The 25,976-nt window shown below is 60.0% G+C and carries 18 protein-coding genes; 12 read left to right on the forward strand and 6 right to left on the reverse strand.

All coding sequences use genetic code 11. From position 1 onward, the window contains the following. Positions 1-37: 37 nt before the first annotated feature. Genes ASE98_RS14550 through ASE98_RS14560 form a run of 3 tightly spaced genes read left to right on the forward strand, consistent with a single transcriptional unit; the run spans position 38 to position 3,333 of the window. Positions 38-2,173, forward strand: a complete 2,136-nt coding sequence (locus ASE98_RS14550; RefSeq protein ID WP_060542031.1) for an FUSC family protein — start codon at positions 38-40, stop codon at positions 2,171-2,173. Then, complete coding sequence (locus ASE98_RS14555; RefSeq protein ID WP_060542032.1) at positions 2,163-2,363, forward strand: DUF1656 domain-containing protein; 201 nt, start codon at positions 2,163-2,165, stop codon at positions 2,361-2,363. Before ASE98_RS14550 ends, ASE98_RS14555 begins: the two co-directional genes overlap by 11 nt. A 4-nt stretch (positions 2,364-2,367) precedes the next feature. Further along, positions 2,368-3,333, forward strand: coding sequence for an HlyD family secretion protein (locus ASE98_RS14560; protein ID WP_060542033.1), 966 nt, complete (start codon positions 2,368-2,370; stop codon positions 3,331-3,333). Between the two features lie 877 nt (positions 3,334-4,210). On the opposite strand, the gene ASE98_RS14565 is transcribed toward ASE98_RS14560, so the two are convergent. The 4 genes from ASE98_RS14565 to ASE98_RS14580 form a co-directional block, all read right to left on the reverse strand. After that, entirely contained in the window at positions 4,211-5,632 is a 1,422-nt protein-coding gene (locus ASE98_RS14565) for an efflux transporter outer membrane subunit (RefSeq protein ID WP_060542034.1), read from the reverse strand. Continuing rightward, a complete protein-coding gene (locus tag ASE98_RS14570) occupies positions 5,629-8,811 on the reverse strand; it encodes an efflux RND transporter permease subunit (RefSeq protein ID WP_060542035.1) in 3,183 nt (1,060 codons plus the stop codon). Before ASE98_RS14570 ends, ASE98_RS14565 begins: the two co-directional genes overlap by 4 nt. A gap of 12 nt (positions 8,812-8,823) precedes the next feature. Next, positions 8,824-10,077, reverse strand: a complete 1,254-nt coding sequence (mexE, locus tag ASE98_RS14575; protein WP_060542036.1) for a multidrug efflux RND transporter periplasmic adaptor subunit MexE — start codon at positions 10,075-10,077, stop codon at positions 8,824-8,826. 312 nt (positions 10,078-10,389) lie between these two features. After that, on the reverse strand, positions 10,390-11,307 hold the full coding sequence (locus ASE98_RS14580; protein WP_060542037.1) for a LysR family transcriptional regulator: 918 nt from the start codon (positions 11,305-11,307) through the stop codon (positions 10,390-10,392). A 268-nt stretch (positions 11,308-11,575) separates the two neighbouring features. On the opposite strand from ASE98_RS14580, the gene ASE98_RS14585 reads away from it, so the two are divergent. The 4 genes from ASE98_RS14585 to pgm all read left to right on the forward strand — a co-directional run bounded on the left by ASE98_RS14585 (position 11,576) and on the right by pgm (position 17,842). Beyond that, positions 11,576-12,598 carry a zinc-dependent alcohol dehydrogenase family protein gene (locus tag ASE98_RS14585; RefSeq protein ID WP_060542038.1) on the forward strand — a complete coding sequence of 341 codons (1,023 nt, stop codon included), beginning with the start codon at positions 11,576-11,578 and terminating at the stop codon, positions 12,596-12,598. Between the two features lie 572 nt (positions 12,599-13,170). Then, positions 13,171-14,643 (forward strand): hypothetical protein, encoded by a 1,473-nt coding sequence (locus ASE98_RS14590; RefSeq protein ID WP_060542039.1) that lies wholly within the window; start codon positions 13,171-13,173, stop codon positions 14,641-14,643. Between the two features lie 40 nt (positions 14,644-14,683). Beyond that, positions 14,684-16,084, forward strand: a complete 1,401-nt coding sequence (locus tag ASE98_RS14595) for an aminotransferase-like domain-containing protein (RefSeq protein ID WP_060542040.1) — start codon at positions 14,684-14,686, stop codon at positions 16,082-16,084. Positions 16,085-16,195: 111 nt separating this feature from the next. Continuing rightward, positions 16,196-17,842 (forward strand): phosphoglucomutase (alpha-D-glucose-1,6-bisphosphate-dependent), encoded by a 1,647-nt coding sequence (gene pgm, locus ASE98_RS14600; RefSeq protein ID WP_060542041.1) that lies wholly within the window; start codon positions 16,196-16,198, stop codon positions 17,840-17,842. A gap of 265 nt (positions 17,843-18,107) precedes the next feature. Here the strand turns inward: pgm and ASE98_RS14605 are convergent, their stop codons facing one another. Beyond that, complete coding sequence (locus tag ASE98_RS14605) at positions 18,108-18,803, reverse strand: pirin family protein (RefSeq protein WP_060542042.1); 696 nt, start codon at positions 18,801-18,803, stop codon at positions 18,108-18,110. 279 nt (positions 18,804-19,082) lie between these two features. Here ASE98_RS14605 and ASE98_RS14610 point away from each other — a divergent pair, with 279 nt between their 5' ends. Beyond that, entirely contained in the window at positions 19,083-21,557 is a 2,475-nt protein-coding gene (locus ASE98_RS14610) for a UvrD-helicase domain-containing protein (RefSeq protein ID WP_060542043.1), read from the forward strand. A 71-nt stretch (positions 21,558-21,628) separates the two neighbouring features. Here ASE98_RS14610 and ASE98_RS14615 read toward each other — a convergent pair whose 3' ends face one another. Beyond that, positions 21,629-21,901, reverse strand: a complete 273-nt coding sequence (locus tag ASE98_RS14615) for a DUF1652 domain-containing protein (protein WP_060542044.1) — start codon at positions 21,899-21,901, stop codon at positions 21,629-21,631. A 264-nt stretch (positions 21,902-22,165) separates the two neighbouring features. Here ASE98_RS14615 and ASE98_RS14620 point away from each other — a divergent pair, with 264 nt between their 5' ends. From ASE98_RS14620 to ASE98_RS14635, 4 genes are read left to right on the forward strand one after another with little or no spacing between them, the layout of a single operon-like run. Next, positions 22,166-22,981, forward strand: coding sequence for a helix-turn-helix transcriptional regulator (locus ASE98_RS14620; RefSeq protein WP_060542045.1), 816 nt, complete (start codon positions 22,166-22,168; stop codon positions 22,979-22,981). 50 nt (positions 22,982-23,031) lie between these two features. After that, a complete protein-coding gene (locus ASE98_RS14625) occupies positions 23,032-24,438 on the forward strand; it encodes an NAD(P)/FAD-dependent oxidoreductase (protein ID WP_060542046.1) in 1,407 nt (468 codons plus the stop codon). Positions 24,439-24,482: 44 nt separating this feature from the next. Next, complete coding sequence (locus ASE98_RS14630; protein ID WP_060542047.1) at positions 24,483-24,824, forward strand: cupin domain-containing protein; 342 nt, start codon at positions 24,483-24,485, stop codon at positions 24,822-24,824. Positions 24,825-24,881: 57 nt separating this feature from the next. After that, positions 24,882-25,967 (forward strand): polyamine ABC transporter substrate-binding protein, encoded by a 1,086-nt coding sequence (locus ASE98_RS14635; RefSeq protein WP_060542048.1) that lies wholly within the window; start codon positions 24,882-24,884, stop codon positions 25,965-25,967. The last annotated feature ends 9 nt before the right edge of the window (positions 25,968-25,976 follow it).

Genomic DNA, 25,976 nt, shown 5'->3' on the forward strand with positions numbered 1-25,976 from the left:
GACTACGCTTGCTTAAGATCACTCGACAGGTAACTTCATGCAAGCAATGCTGCAGTACTTCAAGGCGATGCTCTTCCCCGACCGCGGGGTACTGCTGTTTGCCTTGAGAACCATCGCCGCGGGGTTGTTGACCTTGTACCTGGCGTTTGTGTTTGACCTCGACCAACCCAAGTGGTCGATCATGGCCGTGGTGATTATCAGCCAGCCGCTGGGCGGCATGGTGCTGGCACGCAGTTTTGGCCAGGTCATCGGTACCACCCTGGGCGCGGTGGTGGCGGTGGCGATCATGGCGATTTTTCCCCAGGCGCCGTTGCCTTTCATCACCACCCTGGCCCTGTGGCTGGCACTGTGCACCGCCGGTGGCACGCTTTTGCGCTACACCAGTTCCCAGGCGTTCGTGCTCAGTGGCTACACCGCCGTGGTCATCGCGCTACTGGCGATACCCGATCAGGACGCCACGTTTTTGCTGGCGGTGACCCGTGTGACCGAGACCTTGTTGGCCGTGGCCTGTGTGTGCGTGGTCAGCCTGCTGACGGCGCGGCCGGAAGCGGTGGCCCGGGACTACTTCGCCAAAATCGATCAGATCACCAGGTTGCTGGCGACCCATGCCAGTGCCGTGATCCGTACTGAAGAAAGCGAGGAGGATTTTCAACGTCGGCAAATGCAGTTGCTGGGCCAGATCAGTGCGCTGGAGGGCGTGCGTCGGCACCTGTACTTTGATGCGCCGCGCCTGCGCAGCGCAAACGCTCTGGTGCAATTGTTGGGTAATCAGTTGGTGCTGCTGACAGCGAGACTCACCGCCCTGCGTCACCAGCGACTGCTGCTGACGGAGCGCTGGGAAGGGGAATTGCCCGAAGAAATCCAGCGTCTGCGCGCCGAAGAACTGGCCTTTCTCGATCAGTTGGCACTGCACGGACGTTCGCTGCCCGGCGACAAGCGTCACCATTTCACCTCGCTGCAACAGCGTTTCGATGAGCTGGCGTACAAGGCTGAACAATTGACCGAGACCATGCCGGCCACCCTGCGCTCGCTGGCCTGGTCACTGCGCTGGGAGCAGGCGCGCCTGTTGCAGCAGCTTGAACAGATACTGGAACTCAGTGACGCGATCCAGAGCGGGCGGCCAGCCAGCAGTATGTTTGCAGGCCAGGAAAACCCGCTGCACCTGGACTTTACCCTGGCCACCATGAATGCCATCCGCGCATTCACCGCCTTGTTGGTGGCCGGGCTGATCTGGATCGAAACCGGCTGGGACGGCGCGCGGGGCGGCATGGTCCTGGTGGGGATTCTGTGCTCGCTGATGTCGACTTTTCCACGGCCGCTGCTGGCGGTTCAAAGTTATGCCAGGGGGTTCGGGCTGGCGCTGGTGGCGTCGGCGCTGTTGCAGTTCATGTTCGTGCCGATGATCAGTAACTTCGAGATGCTCGCCTTGCTGCTGATGCCGCTGCTCTACGCCGTCGCGGTGGGACTGGCCAACCCGGCAACCACAGGCACCGGGATCGGCCTGGGCCTGACCACTTTTCTAATGCTCGGTCCGGTGAACGCAGGGGTAGGACAGAACAGCGCTGTCCAGTGGTTCGAATTCGCCGGGGCCTATACTTGCGCTACCGTGCTGGCGTTGAGCGTCTATGCACTGATCTTCCCGTTCAGGCCCGTGTTGCGGATACGCCGGCTGTACAAGGAGAACTGCGAGCAGGTTTACGCCTTGTTGAAAGTACCGCCCACCGACCAGCAGCAGTTTGCCTTCGAGAGTCGCATGGTTGATCGCCTGACCATGATGTTGGGTTTGTTGCCGGCCACTCAGGATTCGCAGTCCCGGGATTTGTTTCAGGTGAGCCTTGGGTGTATGGCCTTGGGCATTGCCTTGAATCAGCTGCGGCAACAGGGACAGAACAACGATCTGTTGAGTGCACAAGTCAAAACCCGCCTGTTCGCAACGGTCCGCGAGACCGGGAGGCTGGTCGCCGGCCGACCGGGCGTCGAGCCGGGCCAGGTGCTGGAAAATCTGCGCACGTTGGGCGACGAGCTCGATGGTCTGCATGCCAGCGTTCACGAACATCTATGGTCAGTATTTCGCATGCGCGTCGCGTTGTTGATCGTGGTGTCGTTCGTGGAGCGCTATCGTGGCTTCTTTGAGCCCGGATCTGTTGAAGGAGTGACGGCCCTTGCCCATTGACCTGGAGATTGGAGGCGTCTATCTCCCGCCGATTGCCCAGGCATTGTTGCTGGGCTTGCCGGTTTTCCTGCTGCTGGACTGGGTCTTGCGGCGTTTCGGTGTACTGCAGTTCGTCTGGCATGAGGCGCTGTTCGAAGGCGCGTTGTACGTCTGCGTCTGCGCCTCGTTGATTCTGCTGATGGGAGCCTGAGGCCTTGAAGAATATCCTTTCCCGATTCTCGACGGTGGCCGTGGTGTTGCTGGCGTTGGTCCTTGGCTGGTTTGCCTGGGAGCATTACACCCGCGCGCCCTGGACCCGTGATGCGCGGGTGCGTGCCGATGTGGTGACCTTGTCCGCCGATGTCACGGGGCGCATCGTCAGCCTGAGCGTGCAGGACAACCAGCATGTAGAAAAAGGCCAGGTTTTGCTGGCGATTGACCCGGCGCGCTACACGCTGGCCGTGGAACATGCCAAGCGTTCCGTGGAAGTAGCGAAAGCGTCGCTGGGGCAGGCCGAGGCGAACATTACCGCCAGTGAAGCGTTGCTCAGGCAACGCCAGAGCGAGGAGCAACGACGACGCACCCTCAAGGATCGTTCGGCCATTTCCGGGGAAGAATGGGAAAAAGCCCACACCGACGTGACGGTCGCCCAGGCCGATTTGTTGCGCAACCAGGCCAACCTGATTCTGGCCCAGGCCAATGTGCAACTGGCCGTCGCGGCATTGACCCAGACTGAACTCAATTTGCAGCGTACCCGGGTCGTATCCCCGGTCAGTGGTTTTGTCACCAACCTGCTGACCCGTCAGGGCGATTACGCCACGGCAGGTAGTCCCTTGCTGGCGCTGGTGGACAGCGCCTCGTTTTATGTCAGTGGTTATTTTGAAGAAACCAAGCTGCCGCGGATCGAAGAGGGCGACCGGGTTAAAATCGAATTGATGAGCGGTGAGACCTTCGGCGGCACGGTGCAAAGCATCGCCTTCGCCATCGCTGACCGGGAAAACCTGCCCGGTGGACGGCTGTTGGCCAGCATCAATCCCAGCTACACTTGGGTCAAACTGGCGCAACGGGTGCCTGTGCGGATACAGATCGACGCCGATTACGCCGGCAAGGACAAGTTGCGGGCCGGGACGACGGCCACAGTAACGGTCCTGGAAAACCACAAACCCCAAGATCACCCCTGACCCTCCCTGTAGAAGCGAGCCATGTGGCGAGSGGGCTTGCTGTGATTAGTGGGCTTTCTGTGGCGAGGGGGCTTGCTGTGATTAGTGGGCTTTCTGTGGCGAGGGGGCTTGCTGTGATTAGTGGGCTTTCTGTGGCGAGGGGGCTTGTTTGAGTGCGCAGCACTCACAAAATCGTTGGCGGTGCAGAAATCCTGGGGCTGCTTTGCAGCCCAGCGGGGGCAAGCCCCCTCGCCACAGGTCCGGTGCGTACAAGGAAAATGGTGGTAGGCCTGAAAACACGCAGGCAAAAAACGCCCCGCGGTCGAATGAAACGCGGGCCAAGGAAATTGGTTGGTTACGGCCAACCTTGTCGCAAGGGGGACTTGCTGTGGTGAGGAGGCTTGCTGTGGTGAGTGGGCTTTCTGTGGCGAGGGGGCTTGCCCCCGWTTGAGTGCGCAGCACTCACAAAATCGTTGGCGGTGCAGAAATCCTGGGGCTGCTTTGCAGCCCAGCGGGGGCAAGCCCCCTCGCCACAGGTCCGGTGAATTGTGGTAGGGCTGAAAACACGCAGGCAAAAAAAGCCCCGCGACCGAATGAGACGCGGGGCAAGGAAAATGGTTGGTTGCGGCCAACCTTGTGGCAAGGGGGGCTTGCTGTGGCGAGGGGGCTTGCCCCCGATTGAGTGCGCAGCACTCACAAAATCGTTGGCGGTGCAGAAATCCTGGGGCTGCTTTGCAGCCCAGCGGGGGCAAGCCCCTTCGCCACAGGTCCCGTGTGCACAAGGAAATGGTGGTAGACCTGAAAATACGCAGGCAAAAAAAGCCCCGCGACCGAATGAGACGCGGGGCAAGGAAATTGGTTGGTTGCGGCCAACCAAAGGAGCGCTTTAAAAACGGTATCACCTGCTGGCGACGGTCTCCGGCTGCCAGCCACCACCGAGGGCCTTGTAAATCGCGACGATGCCGCGATACAGGTCGACTTCGGCCTGGGCCTGGGTGTCTTCGGCGGCCAGGCGTTCACGCTGCGCGTCGAGCAGCACGAGGAAGTCCGCTGTGCCTTCGCGGTAGCGAATCTCCGCCAGATTCGCCGCCGAGCGGCTGGACTCACTCTGGCGAATCAGCGAAATCAGCCGCTGTTGGCGTTTGCCGTAGTCGCTGAAGGCGTTCTCCGATTCTTCCAGGGCCAGCAGCACTTGCTGCTCGTAGGTTGCCAGGGCGCCTTCGGCATCGGCGTCGGCACCGCGCAAACGGGCCTTCACGCTGCCCAGGTCAAACGCCGCCCAGGTAATGCTCGGGCCCAGCGCCCAGGCGTTGGCCGCCGAGGAGCCGATCTGCGAACCGCGCCCGGCAGTAAAGCCAAGGAAGCCGCTGAGGCTGACCCGCGGGAACAGATCGGCCTTGGCTACCCCGATGCGCGCCGTGGCCGAGGCCAGTTTGCGTTCGGCGCTGAGGATGTCCGGACGCCGTTGCAGCAGTTCGCCCGGGTCGCCGATCGGCAGGGCTTTGGCAATCGCTGGCAAGTCTTTCGGACTCAGGTCGACGCTGAGCTTGTCCGGGCGTTCGCCCAGCAGGGTGGCGATGCGGTTTTTCTGGCGCACCTGCTCGGCCTGCAATTGCGGCACGCTGGCTTCGACCGAGGCCAGACGCGCATCGGCGCGCTCGACATCGAGCTGATCGCCGACGCCTGCGTCACGCAGGTTGATGGTGATCTTGCGCGACTCCTGCTGGTTCTGCAGGTTGGCCAAGGCGATTTTTTCCCGCAGTTGTGCACCGCGCAGTTGACCGTAGGAGTCCACCAGTTCGGCAATCATGCTCACTTGCAGTTGGTACAGGTCCGCTTCGACAGCTTGCTGCTCGGCGTTGGCCGATTCCAGGTTGCGCTGGATCCGGCCAAACAGATCGATTTCCCAGGCCATGTCCAGGCCCAGGTCATAGCGCTCGATATTCACCCGATCGGTGGTTTCCCCGGGAATCTGACCTTTGCCCAGGTCACTGCTCGCACGGCTGGTGATGGTCGGCATGGCGTCATTGCTGACGTCATCACGAATCGCCCGCGCCGCTTTCCAGCGCGCGAAGGCCACGCGCAAGTCTCGGTTGCCGGCCAGCGATTGCGTCACCAGCTGGTTGAGGGTCGGGTCTTCGAACTGCTGCCACCAGATGCCTTCGAAACGCGAGCGGTCGAAGTTCTTCTGGCCGGCGGCGCCATCGGTGGCGGCCGTGATATGCGCCGCCTCGGTGGTCGGGGTCTTATAGTCCGGGCCGACGGTGCAGGCACTCAGGGCCAGCACCAGCAGGCTCGGCAGGAAGGCTTTCAACGTCATTGTTGCGACTCCAGCTTCAAAGTGGCCCTGGCTGCCTTGCGCGCTTGACCCCGCTCGACAAAGTTACGAATCAACACGTAGAACACCGGCGTCAGCAACAGGCCGAAGAAGGTCACCCCGAGCATCCCGGAGAACACCGCCACACCCATGGCGTGACGCATTTCGGCACCGGCACCGCTGGAGAACACCAGGGGCACCACACCCATGATGAAGGCGAAGGAGGTCATCAGGATCGGCCGCAGACGCAGGCGGCACGCTTCCAGGACCGCCGCCAGCGGGTTCATGCCTTCCAGCTGTTTGTCCTTGGCAAACTCGACGATAAGGATCGCGTTCTTGCAGGCAAGCCCTACCAATACGATCAGGCCGATCTGGGTGAAGATGTTGTTGTCGCCACCGGAGGCAATCACCCCGGTAATCGCCGACAGCAATGTCATCGGTACGATCAGGATCACCGCCAGCGGCAGGCTCCAGCTTTCGTACTGGGCCGCCAGCACCAGGAACGCCAGCAGCACACAGAGCGGGAACACGAACAGCGCAGTGTTGCCGGACAGGATCTGCTGGTAGGTCAGGTCGGTCCATTCGTAGGTCATGCCGTTAGGTAGTTCTTCCTTGAGCAGTTTCTCGATGGCTTTCTCGGCCTGGCCGGAGCTGTAGCCCGGGGCGGCCGCACCGTTGATTTCGGCAGTGATGAAGCCGTTGTAGTGCATCACGCGGTCCGGGCCCGAGGTGTCGCTGACCTTGATGAAGGTCGCCAGCGGGATCATCTCGCCTTTGTTGTTGCGCACCTTGAGCTGGCCGATCTGGTCGGATTCAAGACGGAATTGCTGCTCGGCCTGCACGTTGACCTGATAGGTGCGCCCGAAGCGGTTGAAGTCGTTGGCATACAGCGAACCCAGGTAGATCTGCAGGGTGTCGAAGATGTCGCTGACGGCCACGCCGTGGGTCTTGGCTTTTTCCCGGTCGATAGCGGCATCGACCTGGGGCACGTTCACGGTGTAGCTGGTGAACAGGCCAGCCAATTCCGGCACGTTGTGGCTCTTGTTGATGATGTTCATGGTTTCCTTGTACAGCTCTTCGTAGCCCAGGTTGCCCCGGTCTTCTATCTGCAGGCGGAAACCACCGATGGTGCCCAGGCCTTGTACCGGCGGGGGCGGGAAGATCGCCATGTAGGCTTCCTGAATCTGCGCGTACTGGCCGTTCAACGCACCGGCAATCGCCCCGGCGGACATGCTCGGGTCTTTACGCTCGTCGAACGGTTTGAGCGTTACGAACACGATGCCGGCGTTCGGGCTGTTGGTGAAGCCGTTGATCGACAGGCCGGGGAAGGCCACCGCACTTTCCACGCCAGGCTGTTTCAGGGCCAGCTCGGACATGCGCTTGATCACGTCTTCGGTACGATCCAGGCTCGAGGCGTCCGGCAATTGCGCGAAGGCCACCAGGTATTGCTTGTCCTGACCAGGTACGAAACCGGTCGGGGTGCTGGAGAAGCCGAAGAAGGTCAGGACCATGAGGCCTGCGTACAGCAGCAGGGCGATGCCGCTTGAGCGGATCACACGGGCAACGGTGCCGACATAACCATGGCTGGCCTTTTCAAAGAAACGGTTGAACGGACGGAACAACCAGCCACCGAAGAGCTTGTCCAGGACCCTGGAGAAACGATCCTTGGGCGCGTCATGGCCCTTGAGCAACACGGCGGCCAGCGCTGGCGACAGGGTCAGGGAGTTGAAGGCCGAGATCACCGTCGAGATGGCAATGGTCAGGGCAAATTGCTTGTAGAACTGACCTGTCAGGCCCGAGATGAAGGCCGCGGGTACGAATACCGCGCAGAGCACCAGCGCCGTGGCGATGATGGGGCCGGTCACCTCGCGCATGGCACGCTTGGTGGCTTCCACCGGGGTCAGCCCCAGCTCGATGTTGCGTTCGACGTTCTCCACCACCACGATGGCGTCGTCCACCACGATACCGATGGCCAACACCAGGCCGAACAGGGACAAGGCGTTAAGTGAGAAGCCGAACAGGTGCATCACCGCGAACGTACCGATCAGCGAAACCGGCACCGCCACCAACGGGATGATCGAGGCGCGCCAGGTCTGCAGGAACAGGATCACCACCAGCACCACGAGGATCAGCGCTTCGAACAGGGTGTGAACCACCGCCTCGATGGAGCCGCGCACGAAGATCGTCGGGTCATAGACGATGCTGAAGTCCATGCCTTCGGGGAAGCTCTTCTTCAGTTCGGCCATTTTTGCCCGGACTTCATTGGAGATCTCGATCGCGTTGGAACCCGGGCGCTGGAAGATCGGGATCGCCACCGCCGGCTGGTTGTTCAGCAACGAACGCAGGGCGTACTGGCTGGAGCCCAGTTCAACCCGGGCAATGTCTTTGAGGCGAGTGATTTCACCGTTGTCGCCAGAACGAATGATGATGTTCTCGAACTCTTCCTCGGACACCAGGCGGCCCTGGGTGTTGACCGACAACTGGAAGGCCGTGGCATTCGGTGCAGGAGGCGCACCCAAGGCACCGGCCGCCACCTGACGGTTCTGTTCGCGAATCGCGGTGACCACATCGGTGGCGGTCAGATTGCGTGAAGCGGTCTTGTTCGGATCGAGCCACACCCGCAGCGAGTAGTCACCCATGCCGAATAGCTGTACATCACCGACACCGCCCAGGCGTGCCAGCTCATCCTTGATGTTGAGCAAGGCGTAGTTGGACAGGTACAGCATGTCGTAGCGTTTGTCCGGCGAGGTCAAGTGCACCACCATGGTCAGGTCGGGCGACGCCTTGTCCACGGTGATACCGATGCGTGTCACTTCCTCGGGAAGTTTCGGCTCGGTGCGGGTCACGCGGTTCTGCACCTGAACCTGGGCGTTGTCCAGGTCGGTGCCCAGGGCAAAGGTGATGGTCAGGGTGATCTTGCCGTCGGCGGTCGACTGCGAGGACATGTACAGCATGTTCTCGACGCCGGTGATGGCTTGCTCCAGTGGGGCGGCCACGGTTTCACCGATGACTTTCGGGTTGGCACCCGGGAAGTTGGCGCGCACCACCACGGTCGGCGGTACCACTTCGGGGTATTCGCTGATCGGCAACTGGAACAGCGAGATGGCACCGGCGATCAGGATCAGCAGCGACAGTACCGCTGCGAAGATCGGCCGAGAAATGAAGAATTGGGAAAAATTCATCGTCGAGTTCCCTTAACCGCGTGGGGTCGTGGCGGCCAGTTTCACAGCCGTACCCGGTGCAACCCTGGCAGGCGCGACTTGGGGCAGGTTGCTGGCTTCCAGCGCTTGTCGTTGTTGTGCGAGGGCCGCGAGGGTCTGTTCGCTGGCCATCGGAATCACTTCAGGGCTGACCGGTGAACCCGGACGCACCCGCTGCAAGCCCTTGACGATGACCGTGTCGTCCTTGTTCAGGCCGCTGCGCACGATGCGCAAGCCTTCGATTTTCGGACCCAGTTCCACCGCGCGGTAGGCGGTCTTGTTGTCGGCATCCATCACCAGCACGAACTTCTTGCCAAGATCGGTACCGACCGCTTCGTCGTTGATCAGCACCGCGGAGTAGGTGCCGCTGCCGACCAGCTTCAGGCGCGCATACAGGCCGGGGGTGTAGCTGCCGTCGCTGTTGTCGAATACGGCGCGACCGCGGATGGTGCCGGTTTTCGGGTTGACCTGATTGTCGATGAAGTTCATCTGGCCCAGGTGCGGATTGCCGTCCTCATTGGACAGGCCCATGTACACCGGGGTGGTGGCGCCGCGTTTGCCCTGGCGGGCGAGCTGGGTGTACTTGAGGAACACGCGCTCGTCGGCATCGAAGTAGGCGTAGACCTTGTCGGTGGAGACCACGCTGGTCAGCGGGGTGGTGTCGGCGGTCACCAGGTTGCCGGCGGTGATTTCAGCGCGGCTGACACGACCGCTGATAGGCGCAGTGACGCGGGTAAAGCTCAGGTTCAATTTCGCCAGGTCCAGCTGCGCTTGCAGAGCGCCGACGGCGGCACGGGCTTCCTGTGCGGCGCTGGTGCGCGAGTCGGCGAGTTCAGCGGAGATGGCGTTGCTGGTGCGCAGGCGTTCGCCACGCTGGGCTTCGTTTTCGCTGCGGGTGGCATTGGCACGGGACTGCGCGACCAGGGCTTCGAGGCGGCGGACCTCGGCCTGGAACGGACGCGGGTCGATCTGGAACAGCAAGTCGCCTTTCTTGACCAGGGCGCCTTCGGTGAACCCCACTTCATCGATCTGCCCGGAGACCCGTGGACGAATCTCGACGGTTTCCGGAGCTTCAAGGCGTCCGGTGAACTCGTCCCACTCGTTGACCGGTTGCTCCAGCACCCTGGCTACGCTGACCTTGGCTGCAGGCGATGTAGCGGCGGACTCCGGAGCCTTGCCGCAGGCGCTCAGCACCGCTATGGCTAACAGAGCCAACGGGATGCGCAAATGTTTGAGTGACTGTTCCATGGATGAATCCGCCAATGTGTTGAGATTGGCGAATGATGCGCGGCGGGGTTGTATCGGACGAATCGAATGGGGCGAAGGTAACTATCATTCGGAATGATATGAGAGGGCTGCTCAGCTCTCTAGGCTGCGCCTTGTGTCAGCAGGAAATCAATCTGTTTGATGGCAGTTGTGGGTTTGCATATATGCAACGTTTCGGCTCTGGAGCGAATTGCTTTCTTCGAAAGCAAGCCCGCTCCCACAGGGGGCACACAAATCAAATGTGGGAGCGGGCTTGCCCGCGAAGACGCCATCGGCCTCAACAAAATATCTGGATCAGGCCAGACTGTCCGGATCCCCAAAAAACATCTGAATCCGCGATCTCAACCAACGCTCCCCCGGATCGTTATCCTGAGAGCCACGCCAGGCCATGTGCAATTCAAAACTGCGCACTGGCAACGGCGGATCTTCCGCCCGCACACCGCCTGCGGCCGTCAGCGCATCTGCGGTGTAATCAGGCACGGTAGCGACAATGTCAGTACCGGCAAGCAGGGTGCTCAACCCATTGAACTGCGGCACCGCCAACACCACATGCCGCTTGCGCCCCAGCTTTTCCAGCTCTTCATCGATAAAGCCGCTGAGGTCGCCGGCGAAGGAAACCAGCGCATGAGGTCGTGCGCAGTAATCATCCAGGCTCAACGGCCCCGGCACGGTGTCAGCGCGCAACAGCTTGGGCTGGCTGCGGCGCAGCACTTTGCGCTTGGCGTTTGCCGGCAGGTCGGTGGTGTAGCTGACGCCGATGGAAATCTCCCCGGAGGCGAGCAATCCCGGCATCAGGATGTAGTTGACCCGCCGTACCACCAGGACAATCCCCGGTGATTCGGCGCGCAGGCGTTTGAGCAGCATGGGCAACAAGGCGAATTCGACGTCGTCCGACAGGCCGATGCGGAACACCGCGGTGCTGGTGGCCGGATCGAATTCGGCGGCGCGGCTCACCGCCGTGGAAATCGAGTCCAGTGCCGGAGAGAGCAGGGCGAAGATCTCGATCGCCCGGGCAGACGGCTCCATGCTGCGACCGGTGCGCACGAACAACGGATCGTCGAACAGACCGCGCAAGCGCGAAAGCGCCGCACTGATCGCTGGCTGGCCGAGGAACAGTTTTTCCGCAGCGCGGGTCACGCTGCGTTCGTGCATCAAGGTTTCGAATACGATCAACAGGTTCAGGTCGACACGACGCAGGTCATTACGATTCATCTGGAGTCCTGGCAGAGTCAGCAAACTTGACGTGAGCGGCCATATGAGAACAATGGCCAGCAGGAATATTACGGGCAAAGGCTGGTACTCTGCACGGGTAATTCAGATTTCCTGCACAGGCCGTGCAGGTCGGCTGCGGTTCAGGGTGATGTCGCTGCGGTTGCGGAATCAATGACAGGCATGTCGACTATCAATAGCCACAGATAGTGTTGGGGTAAAAGCCCGGCTAGAGTTCATGGCATTAGAGGTTCAATTGGCGAGGTTTGCGATGTCCCGCACGATCCGTTTTCACAAGTTTGGTCCAGCCGAGGTGCTCAAATGCGAAGAGCATGCGGCCGCTCAGCCTGCACCGGGTGAAGTGCAGGTGCGCGTCGAAGCCATTGGCATCAGTTGGTACGACACCCTCTGGCGGCAGAATCTGGCCCCGTCCCACGCACGCCTGCCTTCCGGCCTTGGCCAGGAAATGGCCGGTATCGTGACCGCGGTCGGTGACGGCGTCGATGACCTGGCAGTGGGTGACAAGGTCGCCAGCTTCCCGGCCGAAAGCCCCAATGATTATCCTGTCTATGGCGAGCAGATTGTCTTGCCGCGTTCGGCACTGACCCGCTACCCGGACATCCTGAGCCCGATCGAAGCGAGCGTGCATTACACGCCGCTGTTGATCGCCTATTTCGCTTATACCGATCTGGCGCGGGTCAAACCCGGGCAATTTGCCCTGGTCACTGATGCCAGTCACTGCGCCGGACCTTCTTTTGTACAGCTGGGCAAGGCAATGGGTATTCGCGTGATTGCCGCCACCAAAAGCGCGGACGAGCGGGAAAACCTGCTGGCGCTGGGTGCCGAGAAAGTCATCGTTACCGAGGAAGAAGATCTGCTGATGCGGGTCAACAAAATCACCGACAACCGTGGTGTGGACGTGGTGTTCGATGGCCTGGGCGGCCCGCAGATGTCCTTGCTCGGTGATGTGCTGGCACCACGCGGCAGCCTGGTGCTGTACGGCTTGCAAGGTGGCAACCAGACGCCATTCCCGGCCTGTGCAGCGTTCCAGAAGAACATTCAGTTCTTCGTGCACTGCATCGGCAACTTCACCGGCAAACCTGAACTGGGCATCGTCCAGGATCAGGCGGCACTGCAGCGTGCGTTGCGCGACATCAACCAGATGACCGCCGATCGCGTTCTGCTGCCGCTCAAGACTCGGGTCTTCCCCTTTGCCCAGTTTGTCGAAGCTCACCGCTACATGGACGAATGCCCATGCCGCGAACGGGTCGCCCTTGAGGTCGAACCGGCGTAATCCCGCACGGATGCCGTCATCTGCAGGAGCGAGCATGCTCGCTCCTACAAGTACAAGCCGCTTTACCCCCGCCAACAACGCCCCCACAGCCCTGCGGCTGGACCGATTCAGCAACTGAACTGGTTTTTGCTCTCAATCTGTAGCTTCTAATCAGCCATTAAGCCCTGATAATTGAATGATTACTTTCATCTCAAGGAACGAGTCATGTCTGTTTGTCAGGCTGATGCTTATCAATTTGCATTATGGGTGCATGTTTCAGAAGTAGTGCGTTGTTACGTAATAACCGCAAAGACAACCACGGCTTCTTTCTTTATTTCATGTGCTAAATGTCTGTGGGACGCTGTCGGACATTTCCTAGGACCTTCAATAAAACCGCTGCAGGGCCTGTCCTTCTGGCACTTCGGGCTTTTACCGGAGGCTAAAGGGCGGGCGAACTTCGCACGTCTGGAATGATTGCCAGAAAATTCAAGTGTTAGCATTTGGTAATAATGTCCATGACCCAGACCGTACAGGCTCCGTTTGCCTGTCGCTGTTTGCGCGATATCGAATTCACGAGTACCAGGTAAATAAAGATGAGCAGCATTCATGATCAAGCGATGAACTACGTCTACCAACAAGTGTTGCAACGATTGCTGGGTTTTTTCTCCCGAGCCGAACGTACGGCATTGCAATTGTTGATACAGCGTCTGGGGGTAGCGGCGGGGGGCATGCGGCACATCGGCGACTTCAAGGTACTGGCGATTCAGACGGGGTCCCGAGACAGTTGCTACAGACTGGCGTTGCTGCGCGCCGCGCAACTGGCTATCGCCACCCGGTCGCCAGCAACGTTCAAGTTGCGCATCGCTTCCTTGCGCTTGAATGGAGTGACCCCGGCGACGGTGGACAACATGCATCGCACCCACAGCGCACTGTTTGTCTATGACGACCCGCGAGTGGAGCTGCTGATGGTGGATGACCGAGAGGTTTTACCTTTCTGTCACCTGACCCCCATGTCTGATGCCGGACGCGAATCCAATCGCTTGAATCTGCTGTTGGTCGGGCATCGCCGGGCCTGGGACGAGCCGCTCGATCTGTGGGATGGGGGGTATCTGGCCACAGCCGAGTTCTACGGGCAGATCTCGCGATGGGAGGGCGGTGTCGACGCCTTGATCAGTGGCGATACACCACGTCAGCAGAAGTATTTTATCGAGGGCCTCAGACGTGCTGCCGCCAGGGCCGGGATTACCACGTCTGAACCTGGCGCAGCCGACTACGAAGGCTTGTTCACGCTGCTCGATGAGCTGGGCAGTGACTGTTTTCAGGCTTTCTACGGCGAGCAAGGCCAGGCGATGTGGCGACCGGGTGATAAGTTTGAAATGTGTCGTCGCACGACTTGCGTTGATATTCACGACATCCTGGTCAGCAACCTGGAAGAACGCTGGCCGCTGATGACAGAGTTTCTTGGCTGTCAGGTCGACGAACTGGAGGCACAACTGCGTGACAGCGAGCACGTTAGCCTGGCGATTTCGGTGCACCTGCATGGGTTGCACGCGCAATACGTTCAAGGCCGCAGTTATGCGCTCGGGGTCGCCGAGTATCTGCAACGCGTCCTGGTGATGATTCGCCGCAAGCGGCTACCGGAGCGTTTGTGCCAGCAGGCCATGGCGGCATTTGGCAGCCCGGTGCAGTTGGCTGAGCAGCGCGGGCGGATCGCCGCGCAGGTACAGCTGAACTTTGGCCTGAGTGAGGCGCAGCTGGTGTGCCTGCTATTTTCACCTTTTGCCAACAACGCTGCGGGACTTGAGCGTTTTCTGCGTCAATGCCATCCGGGCATGCTGGTGGCCATGCCTGATCTGCATCGGGCCCTGCAGGGGGAACCGGTCGCCGAACAGATCACGCAATGGATGGTCGATGTCAGCGGTTTACCCCTCAGTTTGATTGCCAGTCTTTATCGCATGGGGCCGGTGTTTCGGCTGGCGGACGCTGTGCAGAGCACCAAGGGCTCGGGTCATGCCGATGATGCTGCTGGTGCCGCAGTGGTGGATGAATGGTCAGCGGGTCATTGAGCGTGCGTCGACTGACTGATTTTGTGTTCGGCCTGCGCCCATGAAAAACCTGAGAGAAACCGATTTTGCCTATCAGGCGGTGTACCGATACCTGACCAGTCTGATCAACGAATCGGTGGGCGACTCTGGCGCGCGTTTGCCGTCGCTGCGCAGCCTGGCGGATCGCCTGAATGTGTCGATTTCGACCATTCAATATGCCTATTCATTGCTGGAGAAAGAAGGGCGCGTCTATTCGGTGGCAAAATCCGGTTATTACGCATTGCCGGTGTCGTCGATCAACCTGCTGCACAGCGGCAACGATCTGCTCGAAACCGTTTATGTCAGTACCAGGCGTCCGGGCATGCTGGTTTTGAGCGCCGATGAGCCGGCGTTGTTACAGCCGCTCGATAGCCCCTTGCTGCTCATGGAAAGAGAGTTGCTGCGCCAATACCCGCGCCACCCGCAGCCCTGCGCACAACCTTGTGGCGAGCTGGAGCTGCGTACGGCGCTGGCCGCGCGCTATACCACTTCGCCGGTGCGCTGCTGGCACGCCGATAATGTCTATATCGGCGCAGACCTTCGCGGCGTTCTGGAAATACTGATCACAGTGCTCAGTCTCAAGGATGCCACCGTGGTGGTCGAATCCCCGTGCGACTGGACCATACTGCGTTTGTTTCAGGCGTCTTGCGTGCGGGTGATCGAGCTGCCATTGCAGACTGATGGCAGCCTGGATCCCGATCGACTCAAGGAGCTGCTGGACACTGAACCTGTGCGGCTGGTGATGGTTTCGTCGGGGTTGAACATGCCCCATGGCAGCCTGGCGCCGGACGCTAACCGTCGGGCCATCGCTCGCTTGCTGGAGCGCTACGACAGCTGGGTACTGGAGAATGACTGTCACGGCGAACTTGGCTTCGAAGCCGACACCATGCGCTTTCGCGATCTGCTGGCGCCCGAGCGATTGATGGTATTTTCCACCTTCGAAAAATTCATCGGCCCGGAAGCGCCCTACGGCTATCTGCTTTCGCGGCATTTGAACACCGAGTTGCAGCGACATTTTCTCTTGCGCTCATTCCGCTTGTCACCGATTCGCCAGAAAGCCATTGCACGTCTGTACAGCAACGGACGTATCGATCAGCATCTGCTGGTGTTGCGGCGCCTGCTCAAGGAGCGCAAGGGGCACATGATCCAGTTATTGCACGAGCGCCTGGGCGACGCCCTGCAATTGGTCGAGCCTCAGGGTGGCGCGACGATCTGGGCGCACTCGCTGCGCAAGGTGAACCTGCGCCGGGTGTTCCAGCGTCTGGTCGCTCATCAAGTGGTGATAGCGCCCGGTGAACTGTTCAGTCTGCAGGGTTTGTACACCCAGCATTTGCGCTTGAGTCATACCTTTGGCGGCGATCACGACCTCGCTACGGCCTTGGGTTTACTGGGGGATGCGCTACGCCTGGAATCAATCGACTGAGCACAACGTTAAAAAACTTCTGCCAAAGCCTGAATCGATCCCGTCGCGTTGCGGTCAAACTGCCAGTAAACTGCGACCTATTATCGAGCCACTCTTTTCCAGAGGTTTTGCATGACACTCAGTCCTTTTGCGGGCAAACCGGCACCGGCAGAATTGTTGGTCGACATCCCGCGACTGGTTACGGCCTATTACACCGGCCAGCCTGATGCGGCCATTTCGACCCAGCGCGTGGCTTTCGGCACGTCCGGGCATCGAGGCAGCTCGTTCGACTTGAGTTTCAACGAATGGCACGTCCTGGCGATCAGCCAGGCAATCTGCCTGTATCGCCAGGCACAGGGCATCGATGGGCCGCTGTTCGTCGGCATTGACACCCATGCACTGTCCACTCCAGCCGGGGCCAGTGCCCTCGAAGTGCTGGCGGCCAACGGTGTGACCGTGATGATTGCCGAAGGCGACGAGTACACCCCGACGCCGGCCGTTTCCCACGCAATCCTCTGCTACAACCGTGGGCGCACCTCGGGCCTGGCGGACGGCATTGTCATCACGCCGTCGCACAACCCGCCGCAAAGCGGTGGCTACAAGTACAACCCAACCAACGGCGGCCCGGCCGACACCCACATCACCAAGTGGATCGAAGCCAAGGCCAACGAGCTGCTAAGCAACAAGCTCGCCGGGGTCAAACGCATCAGCTACGAGCAGGCGCTCAAGGCCGGCACCACCCATCGTCACGACTACCTCAATACCTACGTCGCCGACCTGATCAACGTGATCGACTTCGACGCGATCCGCGATGCCAAGCTTCGCCTGGGCGTCGACCCGCTGGGTGGAGCAGGGGTGCGCTACTGGTCGGCGATTGCCGAGCACTACCGCCTGGACCTGGACGTGGTGAACAAGGAGGTCGATTCGACGTTCCGCTTCATGACGGTCGACTGGGACGGGCAGATTCGCATGGACCCATCCTCCAGTCACGCCATGCAAGGCCTGATCGGTCTGAAAGAGCGTTACGACGTGGCCTTTGCCTGTGATCCGGATCACGACCGCCATGGCATCGTGACCCCGTCCGGTGGTTTGCTGGCACCGAACAACTACCTGGCGGTGTCTATCGACTACCTGTTCCAGAACCGTCCGCAATGGCGCGCCGATGCGGCGGTAGGTAAAACCGTGGTCAGCAGCGGCTTGATCGATCGCGTGGCAAAACGCCTGGGACGTCGCCTGTATGAAGTGCCGGTCGGTTTCAAATGGTTTGCCGATGGCCTGTTCGACGGATCGCTGGGCTTTGGCGGTGAAGAAAGCGCCGGGGCATCGTTCCTGCGCAAGGACGGCGGCGTCTGGAGCACCGACAAGGACGGACTGATCCCGGCACTGCTGGCGGCTGAAATGACGGCCCGCACCGGCCGTGACCCGAGCCAGGCCTACCGTGCCCTGACCGACGAACTGGGCGAGCCGTTCTCGGTGCGCGTGGATGCCAAGGCCAACCCGGAGCAAAAGGCCCTGCTGAGCAAACTGTCACCGCAGCAGGTCACCTCGACCGAGCTGGCGGGCGAAGCAATTCAGAGCATCCTCAGTCACGCTCCGGGCAACGACCAGGCCATCGGCGGCTTGAAGGTCATGACCGAAAACGGCTGGTTCGCGGCGCGGCCGTCGGGCACTGAAGACATCTACAAGATCTACGCCGAAAGTTTTGTCAGCGACGACCACCTCAAGCAACTGGTGGCCGAGGCGCAGACCCTGGTGGATGGCGCGATTAGCGCGAAATAATCGATGTTACTGTGACGAAGCAGCGTTCTTGTGGCGAGCCGGCGTCCCTGTGGCGAGGGGGCTTGCCCCCGATGGGCTGCGCAGCCGCCCTAAAAACAGATCGCACGGTTTATCTGTAAGGCCCGGGTGGTTGTAATGGGGGTGGCTTCGCCACCCAACGGGGGCAAGCCCCCTCGCCACAAAAGCCCTTCGCCACGACACAATTGAACAAAAAAAAGGGGCGACCATATCGGTCGCCCCATTTTTTTGCCAAGGGTTCAGTGAATCAAGCCAGATCCACCAACACAATCTCGCTGTCCTCGATGGCCGTCACCCGCAACACCTGCTCTTCGGCCACGGCAACGCCGTCTCGAGCTTGTGCGCGCAAGCCATTGACTTCAATAACTCCCGTCGCCGGAACCAGATAAGCACGACGGCCATTGTCCAGTCGGTACTCCGCAGACTCGCCAGCCTTGAGGTTGGCGGCCACCAGCCTGGCGTCGGCGCGGATCCGCAGGCTCTGGTCGTCGCCGTCCTTGCCGCTGGCCAGGGTCACGAAACCTTCACGCTCGCCCTTTGGAAACGGCTTGGCGCCCCATGACGGTGCCAGGCCGGATTCATTGGGAATGATCCAGATCTGGAAAATCCGCGTCTCGGTCGCCTCCAGGTTGTACTCGCTGTGGGCGATCCCGGTGCCGGCGCTCATGACCTGGACATCACCCGCTTCGGTACGCCCCTTGTTACCCAGATTGTCCTGGTGGGTGATCGCACCTTCACGCACGTAAGTGATGATTTCCATGTCCCGGTGCGGATGCTGTGGAAAGCCGGTGCCCGGGGCTATCACGTCGTCGTTCCATACCCGCAGGTTGCCCCAGTTCATGCGCTTGGGATCGTAGTACTCGGCGAACGAAAAATGGTGATGGGCATCCAGCCAGCCGTGGTGGGCGCCACCGAGGGAGTTGAAAGGTCTGAGTTCAAGCATGATCGTCTCCTGAAAAGGTTCGTCATGGGGCGCAGCGCCTAAGCCACGAAGCGAGACCGGTGGTTGATGCTGGCCATAATCCATCAGGTAACAATCGATAAAAAGCGTAAAAATTGCAGTATTCCTATCGAAACTATTGATATGAATGAGGTTCGAAACTTTCTCGTGCAACCTTCAAATCAGCGTATAAGCCAATGAGTCATAAGCATTTCACTAGAACTCCACGGCAAATGCAGACACCATAGCCCTCAACAGCCTCACACCCTGGAGACAGTCCGCGTGCCGCAACACACCCCCGATCTTCCTCCTGAACTTCGTCCCCTGGCCGAGATGCCGCTGGTCAAGCGCCTGCTGGCACGGTTCTTCGGCTACAGCCTGACCCGTCTGCATGCACAACACCGTGCATCCTGGTTGCATGGCCAGGCTGATGGATTTCGCAGCGGGCACAGTGCCGGCGTCGATTACGGCTTCAAGGAAGGCAAGGCAGAAGGGCTGGAGGAAGGCCGGCAAGTCCTGCTCATACGGGATACGCGCTGCACCGAACACCGGCCACCCAATGTCGACGAGATGTTGTTTGACGATTGGCGCTTGCCCTTGAGCGCTGAACTGAAAAAACGCATGAAGGCCGATGTTGCCCGACTGCTGCCGGCCCATGCCCAGCCCAGCGCCGCCCAGTGGAAAATGATCTTCAGCGATACGCCGTCCACGTCGGTCATCGCAGGGGCCGGGGCAGGGAAGTCGACGACCCTGGTGTTGCGCATTCTGTTGCTGAGCCATTACCTGGGATTCGAACTCGACTCAATGACGGTGGTGACGTTCACCCGCGAGTCGCGCAAGGACTTCATCAACAAACTGATCGAACTCTTTGCGCTCTGGGGCCGGGCGATCAGCCTCAAGCAAGCGCGGGATCTGGTGCGCACCTTCCACTCGCGGATTCTGCCGATGGTTCGCAGCTTGCCCGGTTTCGAGCGCCTGCAGGCTTTCGAGAACCTCAGCCATCGGGCGCAGAGTGGCGATGACGAGGTCGACAGCAATCCGTTCGACTTGCGCATCAACGACGCCCAGCGCCAGCAGCTCAACGCCTGTTATCACCGCCTGCATAGCAGCGATGAGCGCTTTCGCGAGCTGATCAGGCCACTGTCCCGCCATGCCTTGCAGCTCAAGGAGCTGGAGCGCGACCACCCGGACGTGCAAAAACGTGTGGCGGTCACCGAACTCGCCGCCAAACGCGATGAAGAACTCTGTGACACCCTCGAAGACCTGTGGTTTCGCGCCGGCGCCTGGCCGATCAAGGGTATTGAGCCCAGTCGGCAGGCGTTCGACATCAACGGCGCGAAGTTTCATAGCCACGGCTACATTCCGTCCCTGGACGCCTGGGTGGTATTGGGCTTTGATCCGCGGGAAAATCCGCAGCTGAGCCGCCCGAATGCCAAGTTGAGCGTGCGCGCGGAGTGGGCTGTAAAGCGCACACTGTTTCAAGCTTTTTGTCGTAAGCCATTGATTTGGTTAGATAGTTACGAATCATCCAAGCGGGTGCTGGCCTCTCTGGCTGGTGATGCCAGCGCCGGGCCGGGCTTCGATTACAAGGTCAAGGGTGAGCTGGCCAGCGCGCCGCTGCTGGACTGTTTCGTCGCCGCCGCCGGGTTTATCGAAAACCTCGGCCTGGACGTGCCCGCTGCTGTCGGCCAGATGAGTTTCGCCAAGGATGACCCGGACCGGTACTTCTTTGAGGCCCTGGGCCTGTACTGGCGTGCGCTGGAAGATCATCTGCTCGATCAGAAACCGCCGGTGATGACCTACAACCGCATGTTCGCCTTGTTCAGTGAGCATTCGCCGGAAAACCTCAAATTGCTCGGCGATGATCTGCTACGGCCCTTGTCACACTTGATGATCGACGAATTTCAGGACGTTTCGCCGCAAATTGTCTCCTGGATTCGCGCCAGCCTGACGGAAATCCGCAGTCGTGGGCCGGCCATGCACGTCGGGCGCGGTGCCCAGCGCTCTTCGTTGCTCTGTGTGGGGGATGACTGGCAGTCCATTTACGGCTGGCGCGGCAGTTCACCGACGTACTTCATGGAGTTCAACAAGGAATTCCCGTCGCCGGGCACTACCAGAGTCATGCTCAGTGATAACTATCGCAGTCACCAGCACATCATCGACGCCGCCGAGCATATCGTACGGGCGGCGCCGGCGATTGCGGGCAAGAAGGCCAAGGCGAGCGGTGAGCCCAGGGCGCTGTTGCCGGTAAACGTGCTTGATCGTGATGATCAAGGCATGGCCACGCAATTGATGGAGCATTACAGAAAGGGCGATACAATCTTGATGCTTTATCGAAAAAGTAGCGATAAGTCATTGATAGAACAGCATATTCAGTCGGTAATTAATGTTGATTCTAGCTTGCCCTATGATTCCCGGCGACTGAAGCAACTGACCTACCACAGCGCCAAGGGCTTGCAGGCTGACGCGGTGTTTCTGCTTGGGGATTGCCAGCACCTGACCAGTTCACCCTACAAGAACCAGGTCTACCGGATGGCGGGCCTGGGCAAGGCTGGAGACAGCGAACCGTATGACAGCGCGCAAAAGGACGAGATCCTGCGCCTGGCCTACGTGGGTATCACCCGAGCTGTGAGCCATTGCTATTGGTACGTCGATGGGCAAGACACCCAGGCGGCGAATATGCCCAAGGCTTCCGACCGGATCGGCAAGGGCAAGGCGTTTTTTGCCGATCACCGTAAAGGCAAGACACCGGCGTGATTCGGGTTGCCGTGCACTGAACAGCAGCCATGAAAAAGCCCACAAAACGTGGGCTTTTCAATCCTCAGCCTTCAGGCATAACTCCTGAGGATCTGCGGTGGCACGAACGCTTCCAGCTCATCCTCCACCGCTTCGATAATTCGTTCCACATCGGCGGCATTCATCACCGTTGCACAAGGAATTCCCGCAATGGCGATCATGGTCTCGCCTGTCACGCGGTCAAACAGACGGGCAATCATGCTGCCCGGTGCGTCCATGCTCGCCTCGAAACCCATGGGATGAAAATGCCAGCGCATCAGCTGGCAGGCGTTTGGAAAAGTGACCTTGCTAAATCCTTTATTCATATGTTGCCCGCCTTCATTAACGAGCGCTTCCTTTAGCTCATGGTAGGAGGGAAGAACCTTCATTGGTTCGACCGGTGACAGTCTCTTAAAGTAGCATCGGTGTGTGAAAAGTAAGCGGATTTTTCAGGCCGTTTGGCGATTGATGCGAATCTTTTTGATTCAGATCACAGGTTGCAGGGTGGATGGCAAAATGCCGGCGTCGGCTTAGTCGTTGAAGCGCTTGCAGAAGTTGGGCAAGCTCGGCTTTTTCGCGACGAGAACTTTATGCACGCCGATGATGATGGCCCGCTGCAAACCGAGGCTACCGGCGAGGCGGTCATGCGCTATCACTTGCGCTGGAAACACCGGGATCTGGATGGGGTCATGGCGCTGTATCACCCGGATGTCCAGTACAACGATTTTTTCCAGAATCGGGTGATGGGCCTGGCCGATCTGCGCGAGTACGTGCAAAGCAGCATGCCGCGTGACCCCGACGAGGCGCTGGAACACACCGACCGGATCCGTCTGGACGGCAGCACCGCATTCATCCAGTACCGCATCACCCTGAACGGCGGTGAAGGGCTGGTGTCGTTCCGTGCCAGTGAGGCGATTACCGTCAAGGACGGGTTGATCTGGCGGGTCAATGAATACGCCTCTCTGGTGCACGAGCGGCCGCCGAGCAAGGCGTCCGGCAACCAGCGCCCGGCAGTCAGCCGCCTGGGGCTGTCGCCACGTCAACTGAGTTTCATGGCCGATGACTTGCAGCAGTACTTCCAGGGCCAGCAGCCGTATCTGGACCCGGAGCTCGATCTGCAACGGGTGGCGAAAGAGTGCGGATACAGCCGCAATCAGATTTCCTACCTGCTTAATCAGGTGCTCGGTCAAAGCTTCTACCGCTACGTCAACCAGGCGCGCCTGCAGCATTTGCTGGCGGCACTGGACACCGCCACGCCGCCACTGCGCATTGACGAGCTGGCCTTCGCCGCCGGGTTCAATTCGCTGTCGGCGTTCTACAGCTGTTTCCGTCAGCACACGGGCCAGTCGCCCAAGGCGTACGTTAAACAAATTTCTTTGCGTGCACGCGCGCAAGACAGTCGCTGAGCCCACACACTAGGATCGACGCCATCGAAGTTTGAGTGGCGGAGTCTTGCATGACGGCGTGGCGCACTATCAGTTTATGGATGGACCAGCTCGAAGAGCCCCTGTTGGCGCGTCCGTCCCTGGAACAGGATCTGGATGTCGACGTCGCCATCATCGGCGCGGGATATACCGGACTCTGGACTGCCTATTACCTCAAGCGCCAGGCCCCCGGCCTGAGCATCGCCATTGTCGAAGCGCAAACCGCCGGATTTGGTGCGTCGGGGCGCAATGGCGGCTGGTTGATGGGCAACCTGCTCGGCGAAGATCGCTTGCTTGCCGGCTTGTCTACCGAGGACCGTCGGGCCTCCTATGATCTTCTGCACAGCATTCCGGATGAGGTGGAGATCGTCATCGAACGTGAAGGTATCGACTGCGATTACCGCAAGGGCGGAGTGTTATATTGCGCTGCTCGCTATCCGGAACAGGAAAGCAGTCTGCGCCAGTATCTGGATGACCTCTACCGCCAGGGCCTGACCGAGCACGACTACCACTGGTTAACTGCGCAGCAATTGGCCCAACAGATCAGAGTCGCCAAGCCCTATGGCGGCATCTATGCGCCTCACGTTGCGACCATTCACCCGGCCAGACTGGTCAGGGGCCTGGCACGTACGGTGGAGCGCATGGGCGTGAAAATCTACGAAAACAGCCCGGTCACCCATTGGCAGTCGGGCAGCCTGCGCACGTCGAAAGCCTCGGTGCGCAGCCGCTGGGTGGTGCCGGCGGTAGAAGGGTACTCGGTGACGTTGCCGCCATTGGGGCGTTATCAGTTGCCGGTGCAGAGCCTGATCGTCGCGACCGAGCCGCTGTCCGCTGCCACCTGGGACGAAATCGGCCTGAGCCATGGCCAGGCGTTCAGCGAAGCCAGCCGCCAGGTCACCTATGGTCAGCGGACTGCAGACAACCGCTTGATTTTCGGGGCCCGGGGCGGTTACCGCTTCGCCGGCAAACTGCGTCACGACTTTGACTTGACCCGCAGCGAAGTAGAGTTGCGGCGCTACCTGTTCGGCGAATTGTTCCCGCAACTGAAGAACGTGCAGATCACCCACTCCTGGGGCGGCAATCTGGGCATGTCCCGGCGCTTCAGACCACACATGCTGTGCGACCGGGCCAGTGGTATCGCCTTGTCCGGCGGATACGGCGGGGAGGGTGTCGGCGCCAGCAACCTGGGTGGAAGAACCCTGGCGGACCTGATCCTCGAGCAAGACACCGAGCTGGTTCGCCAGCCATGGGTCATGCCCCAACGCGGCCTCGACGCACTCAGGGCCTGGGAGCCAGAGCCCATCCGCTGGCTCGGCTACAACGCAATCATCCGCAGCTTCGTCCATGAAGACCAGACCCTGGCCAACCCGTCCACTGCGCCCTGGCGACGCAAGCTCGCCAGCGGGGTCGCGGGGTTCATGGAAGGTTTCATGCACTGAACGGCGTGCACTTCATCTACAGGCTTCATCGACAAGGTACTCCCATGAGCATCACTCAATTCAAGAACACCGCAACCCTCCAGCTTGAAGAGTCCAACCCGGTCGCCGTGCCATTGGGCACACTGGTCGCAGTGGCCTCGACCACCAGCGTCGAACGCAGCGATGGCGTAGAAACCGGTGTCTGGGAATGCACCCCGGGGCGCTGGCGGCGGCAGATCGTCGCCCAGGAGTTCTGTCACTTCATCCAGGGCCGCTGCACCTTCACCCCGGACGACGGCGAAACCCTGCACATCGAAGCCGGTGACGCATTGATGTTGCCGGCCAACAGCCTCGGCATCTGGGATATCCAGGAAACCGTGCGCAAGACCTACGTCTTGATTTTTTGATCCCTTGATTGCCTGCCAGCTCGCCAATAAAAACAACACCCCTACAGGAATCGACCCATGCTGCGAAAGACACTGACCCTTGCCCCGTTGATGCTCGTTGCGTCATTCAGCCAGGCGGCGGACACCGTCAAGATCTATAACTGGTCGGACTACATCGCCCCGGACACCACGAAAAACTTCCAGAAGGAAACTGGCATCGCGTTCACCTACGACGTCTATGACAGCAACGAGACCCTCGACGGCAAGTTGATGACCGGCAAATCCGGATACGACGTGGTGTTCCCGTCCAATCACTTCATGGCACGGCAGATCGAAGGCGGGGCCCTGAAGAAACTCGACAAGAGCCAGTTACCGAACTGGAAGAACCTCAACCCGGTGCTACTCAAGGCCTTGCAGAGCAACGATCCGGGTAACGAGCATGGCTTCCCGTACCTGTGGGGCAGCACCGGCATCGGCTACAACATTGCCAAGGTCAAGGCGGTGTTGGGGGATAACGCGCCAGTGGATTCCTGGGACCTGATCTTCAAGCCCGAGAATATGCAGAAGCTGCAGAAGTGCGGGGTAGCCATCCTCGACAACGGCCCGGAATTGCTCCCGGCTGCGCTGAATTACCTGGGCCTGCCCCATCACAGCAAAAACCCGGAAGATTATAAAAAGGCCGAAGCTCTACTGCTGAAAGTGCGGCCGTATGTCAGCTATTTCCATTCGTCCAAATACACCAGTGACCTGGCTAACGGGGACATCTGCGTAGCAGTCGGTTTCTCTGGCGACATCCTGCAAGCGGAAAACCGTGCCAAAGAAGCTAACAACGGCATCGACATCGGTTATTCAATCCCGAGGGAAGGCGCGGCGATCTGGTTCGACATGGTCGCGATGCCCGTCGACGCTCCGGATGAAAAGGCCGGTTATGCTTTCATGGATTACCTGTTGCGCCCGGACGTCATGGCCGGCGTCAGCAACTACGTGCATTACGCCAATGGCAACGAACAGGCCGACAGCCTGATCGAACCGGCGATCAAGAACGATACCAAAGTCTATCCGAGCCCGGAAATGATGGGTAAGTTGTTCGCCCTGGAAGCCATGCCGTTGAACATCGACCGGGTTCGTACCCGGGTCTGGAACAAGATTCGTACCGGCAGTTGAGAACACGGC

Source organism: Pseudomonas sp. Leaf48, from assembly GCF_001421885.1.
In the GTDB taxonomy this organism is placed as follows: domain Bacteria; phylum Pseudomonadota; class Gammaproteobacteria; order Pseudomonadales; family Pseudomonadaceae; genus Aquipseudomonas.

Coding starts and splice junctions, on each gene's coding strand:
- pgm (WP_060542041.1), top strand. CDS start 16,196: ATGACACTCAGTCCTTTTGCGGGCAAACCGGCACCGGCAGAATTGTTG.
- ASE98_RS14630 (WP_060542047.1), top strand. CDS start 24,483: ATGAGCATCACTCAATTCAAGAACACCGCAACCCTCCAGCTTGAAGAG.
- ASE98_RS14590 (WP_060542039.1), top strand. CDS start 13,171: ATGAGCAGCATTCATGATCAAGCGATGAACTACGTCTACCAACAAGTG.
- ASE98_RS14595 (WP_060542040.1), top strand. CDS start 14,684: ATGAAAAACCTGAGAGAAACCGATTTTGCCTATCAGGCGGTGTACCGA.
- ASE98_RS14620 (WP_060542045.1), top strand. CDS start 22,166: ATGCACGCCGATGATGATGGCCCGCTGCAAACCGAGGCTACCGGCGAG.
- ASE98_RS14625 (WP_060542046.1), top strand. CDS start 23,032: ATGACGGCGTGGCGCACTATCAGTTTATGGATGGACCAGCTCGAAGAG.
- ASE98_RS14605 (WP_060542042.1), bottom strand. CDS start 18,803: ATGCTTGAACTCAGACCTTTCAACTCCCTCGGTGGCGCCCACCACGGC.
- ASE98_RS14565 (WP_060542034.1), bottom strand. CDS start 5,632: ATGACGTTGAAAGCCTTCCTGCCGAGCCTGCTGGTGCTGGCCCTGAGT.
- ASE98_RS14570 (WP_060542035.1), bottom strand. CDS start 8,811: ATGAATTTTTCCCAATTCTTCATTTCTCGGCCGATCTTCGCAGCGGTA.
- ASE98_RS14550 (WP_060542031.1), top strand. CDS start 38: ATGCAAGCAATGCTGCAGTACTTCAAGGCGATGCTCTTCCCCGACCGC.
- ASE98_RS14580 (WP_060542037.1), bottom strand. CDS start 11,307: ATGAATCGTAATGACCTGCGTCGTGTCGACCTGAACCTGTTGATCGTA.
- ASE98_RS14585 (WP_060542038.1), top strand. CDS start 11,576: ATGTCCCGCACGATCCGTTTTCACAAGTTTGGTCCAGCCGAGGTGCTC.
- mexE (WP_060542036.1), bottom strand. CDS start 10,077: ATGGAACAGTCACTCAAACATTTGCGCATCCCGTTGGCTCTGTTAGCC.
- ASE98_RS14635 (WP_060542048.1), top strand. CDS start 24,882: ATGCTGCGAAAGACACTGACCCTTGCCCCGTTGATGCTCGTTGCGTCA.
- ASE98_RS14615 (WP_060542044.1), bottom strand. CDS start 21,901: ATGAATAAAGGATTTAGCAAGGTCACTTTTCCAAACGCCTGCCAGCTG.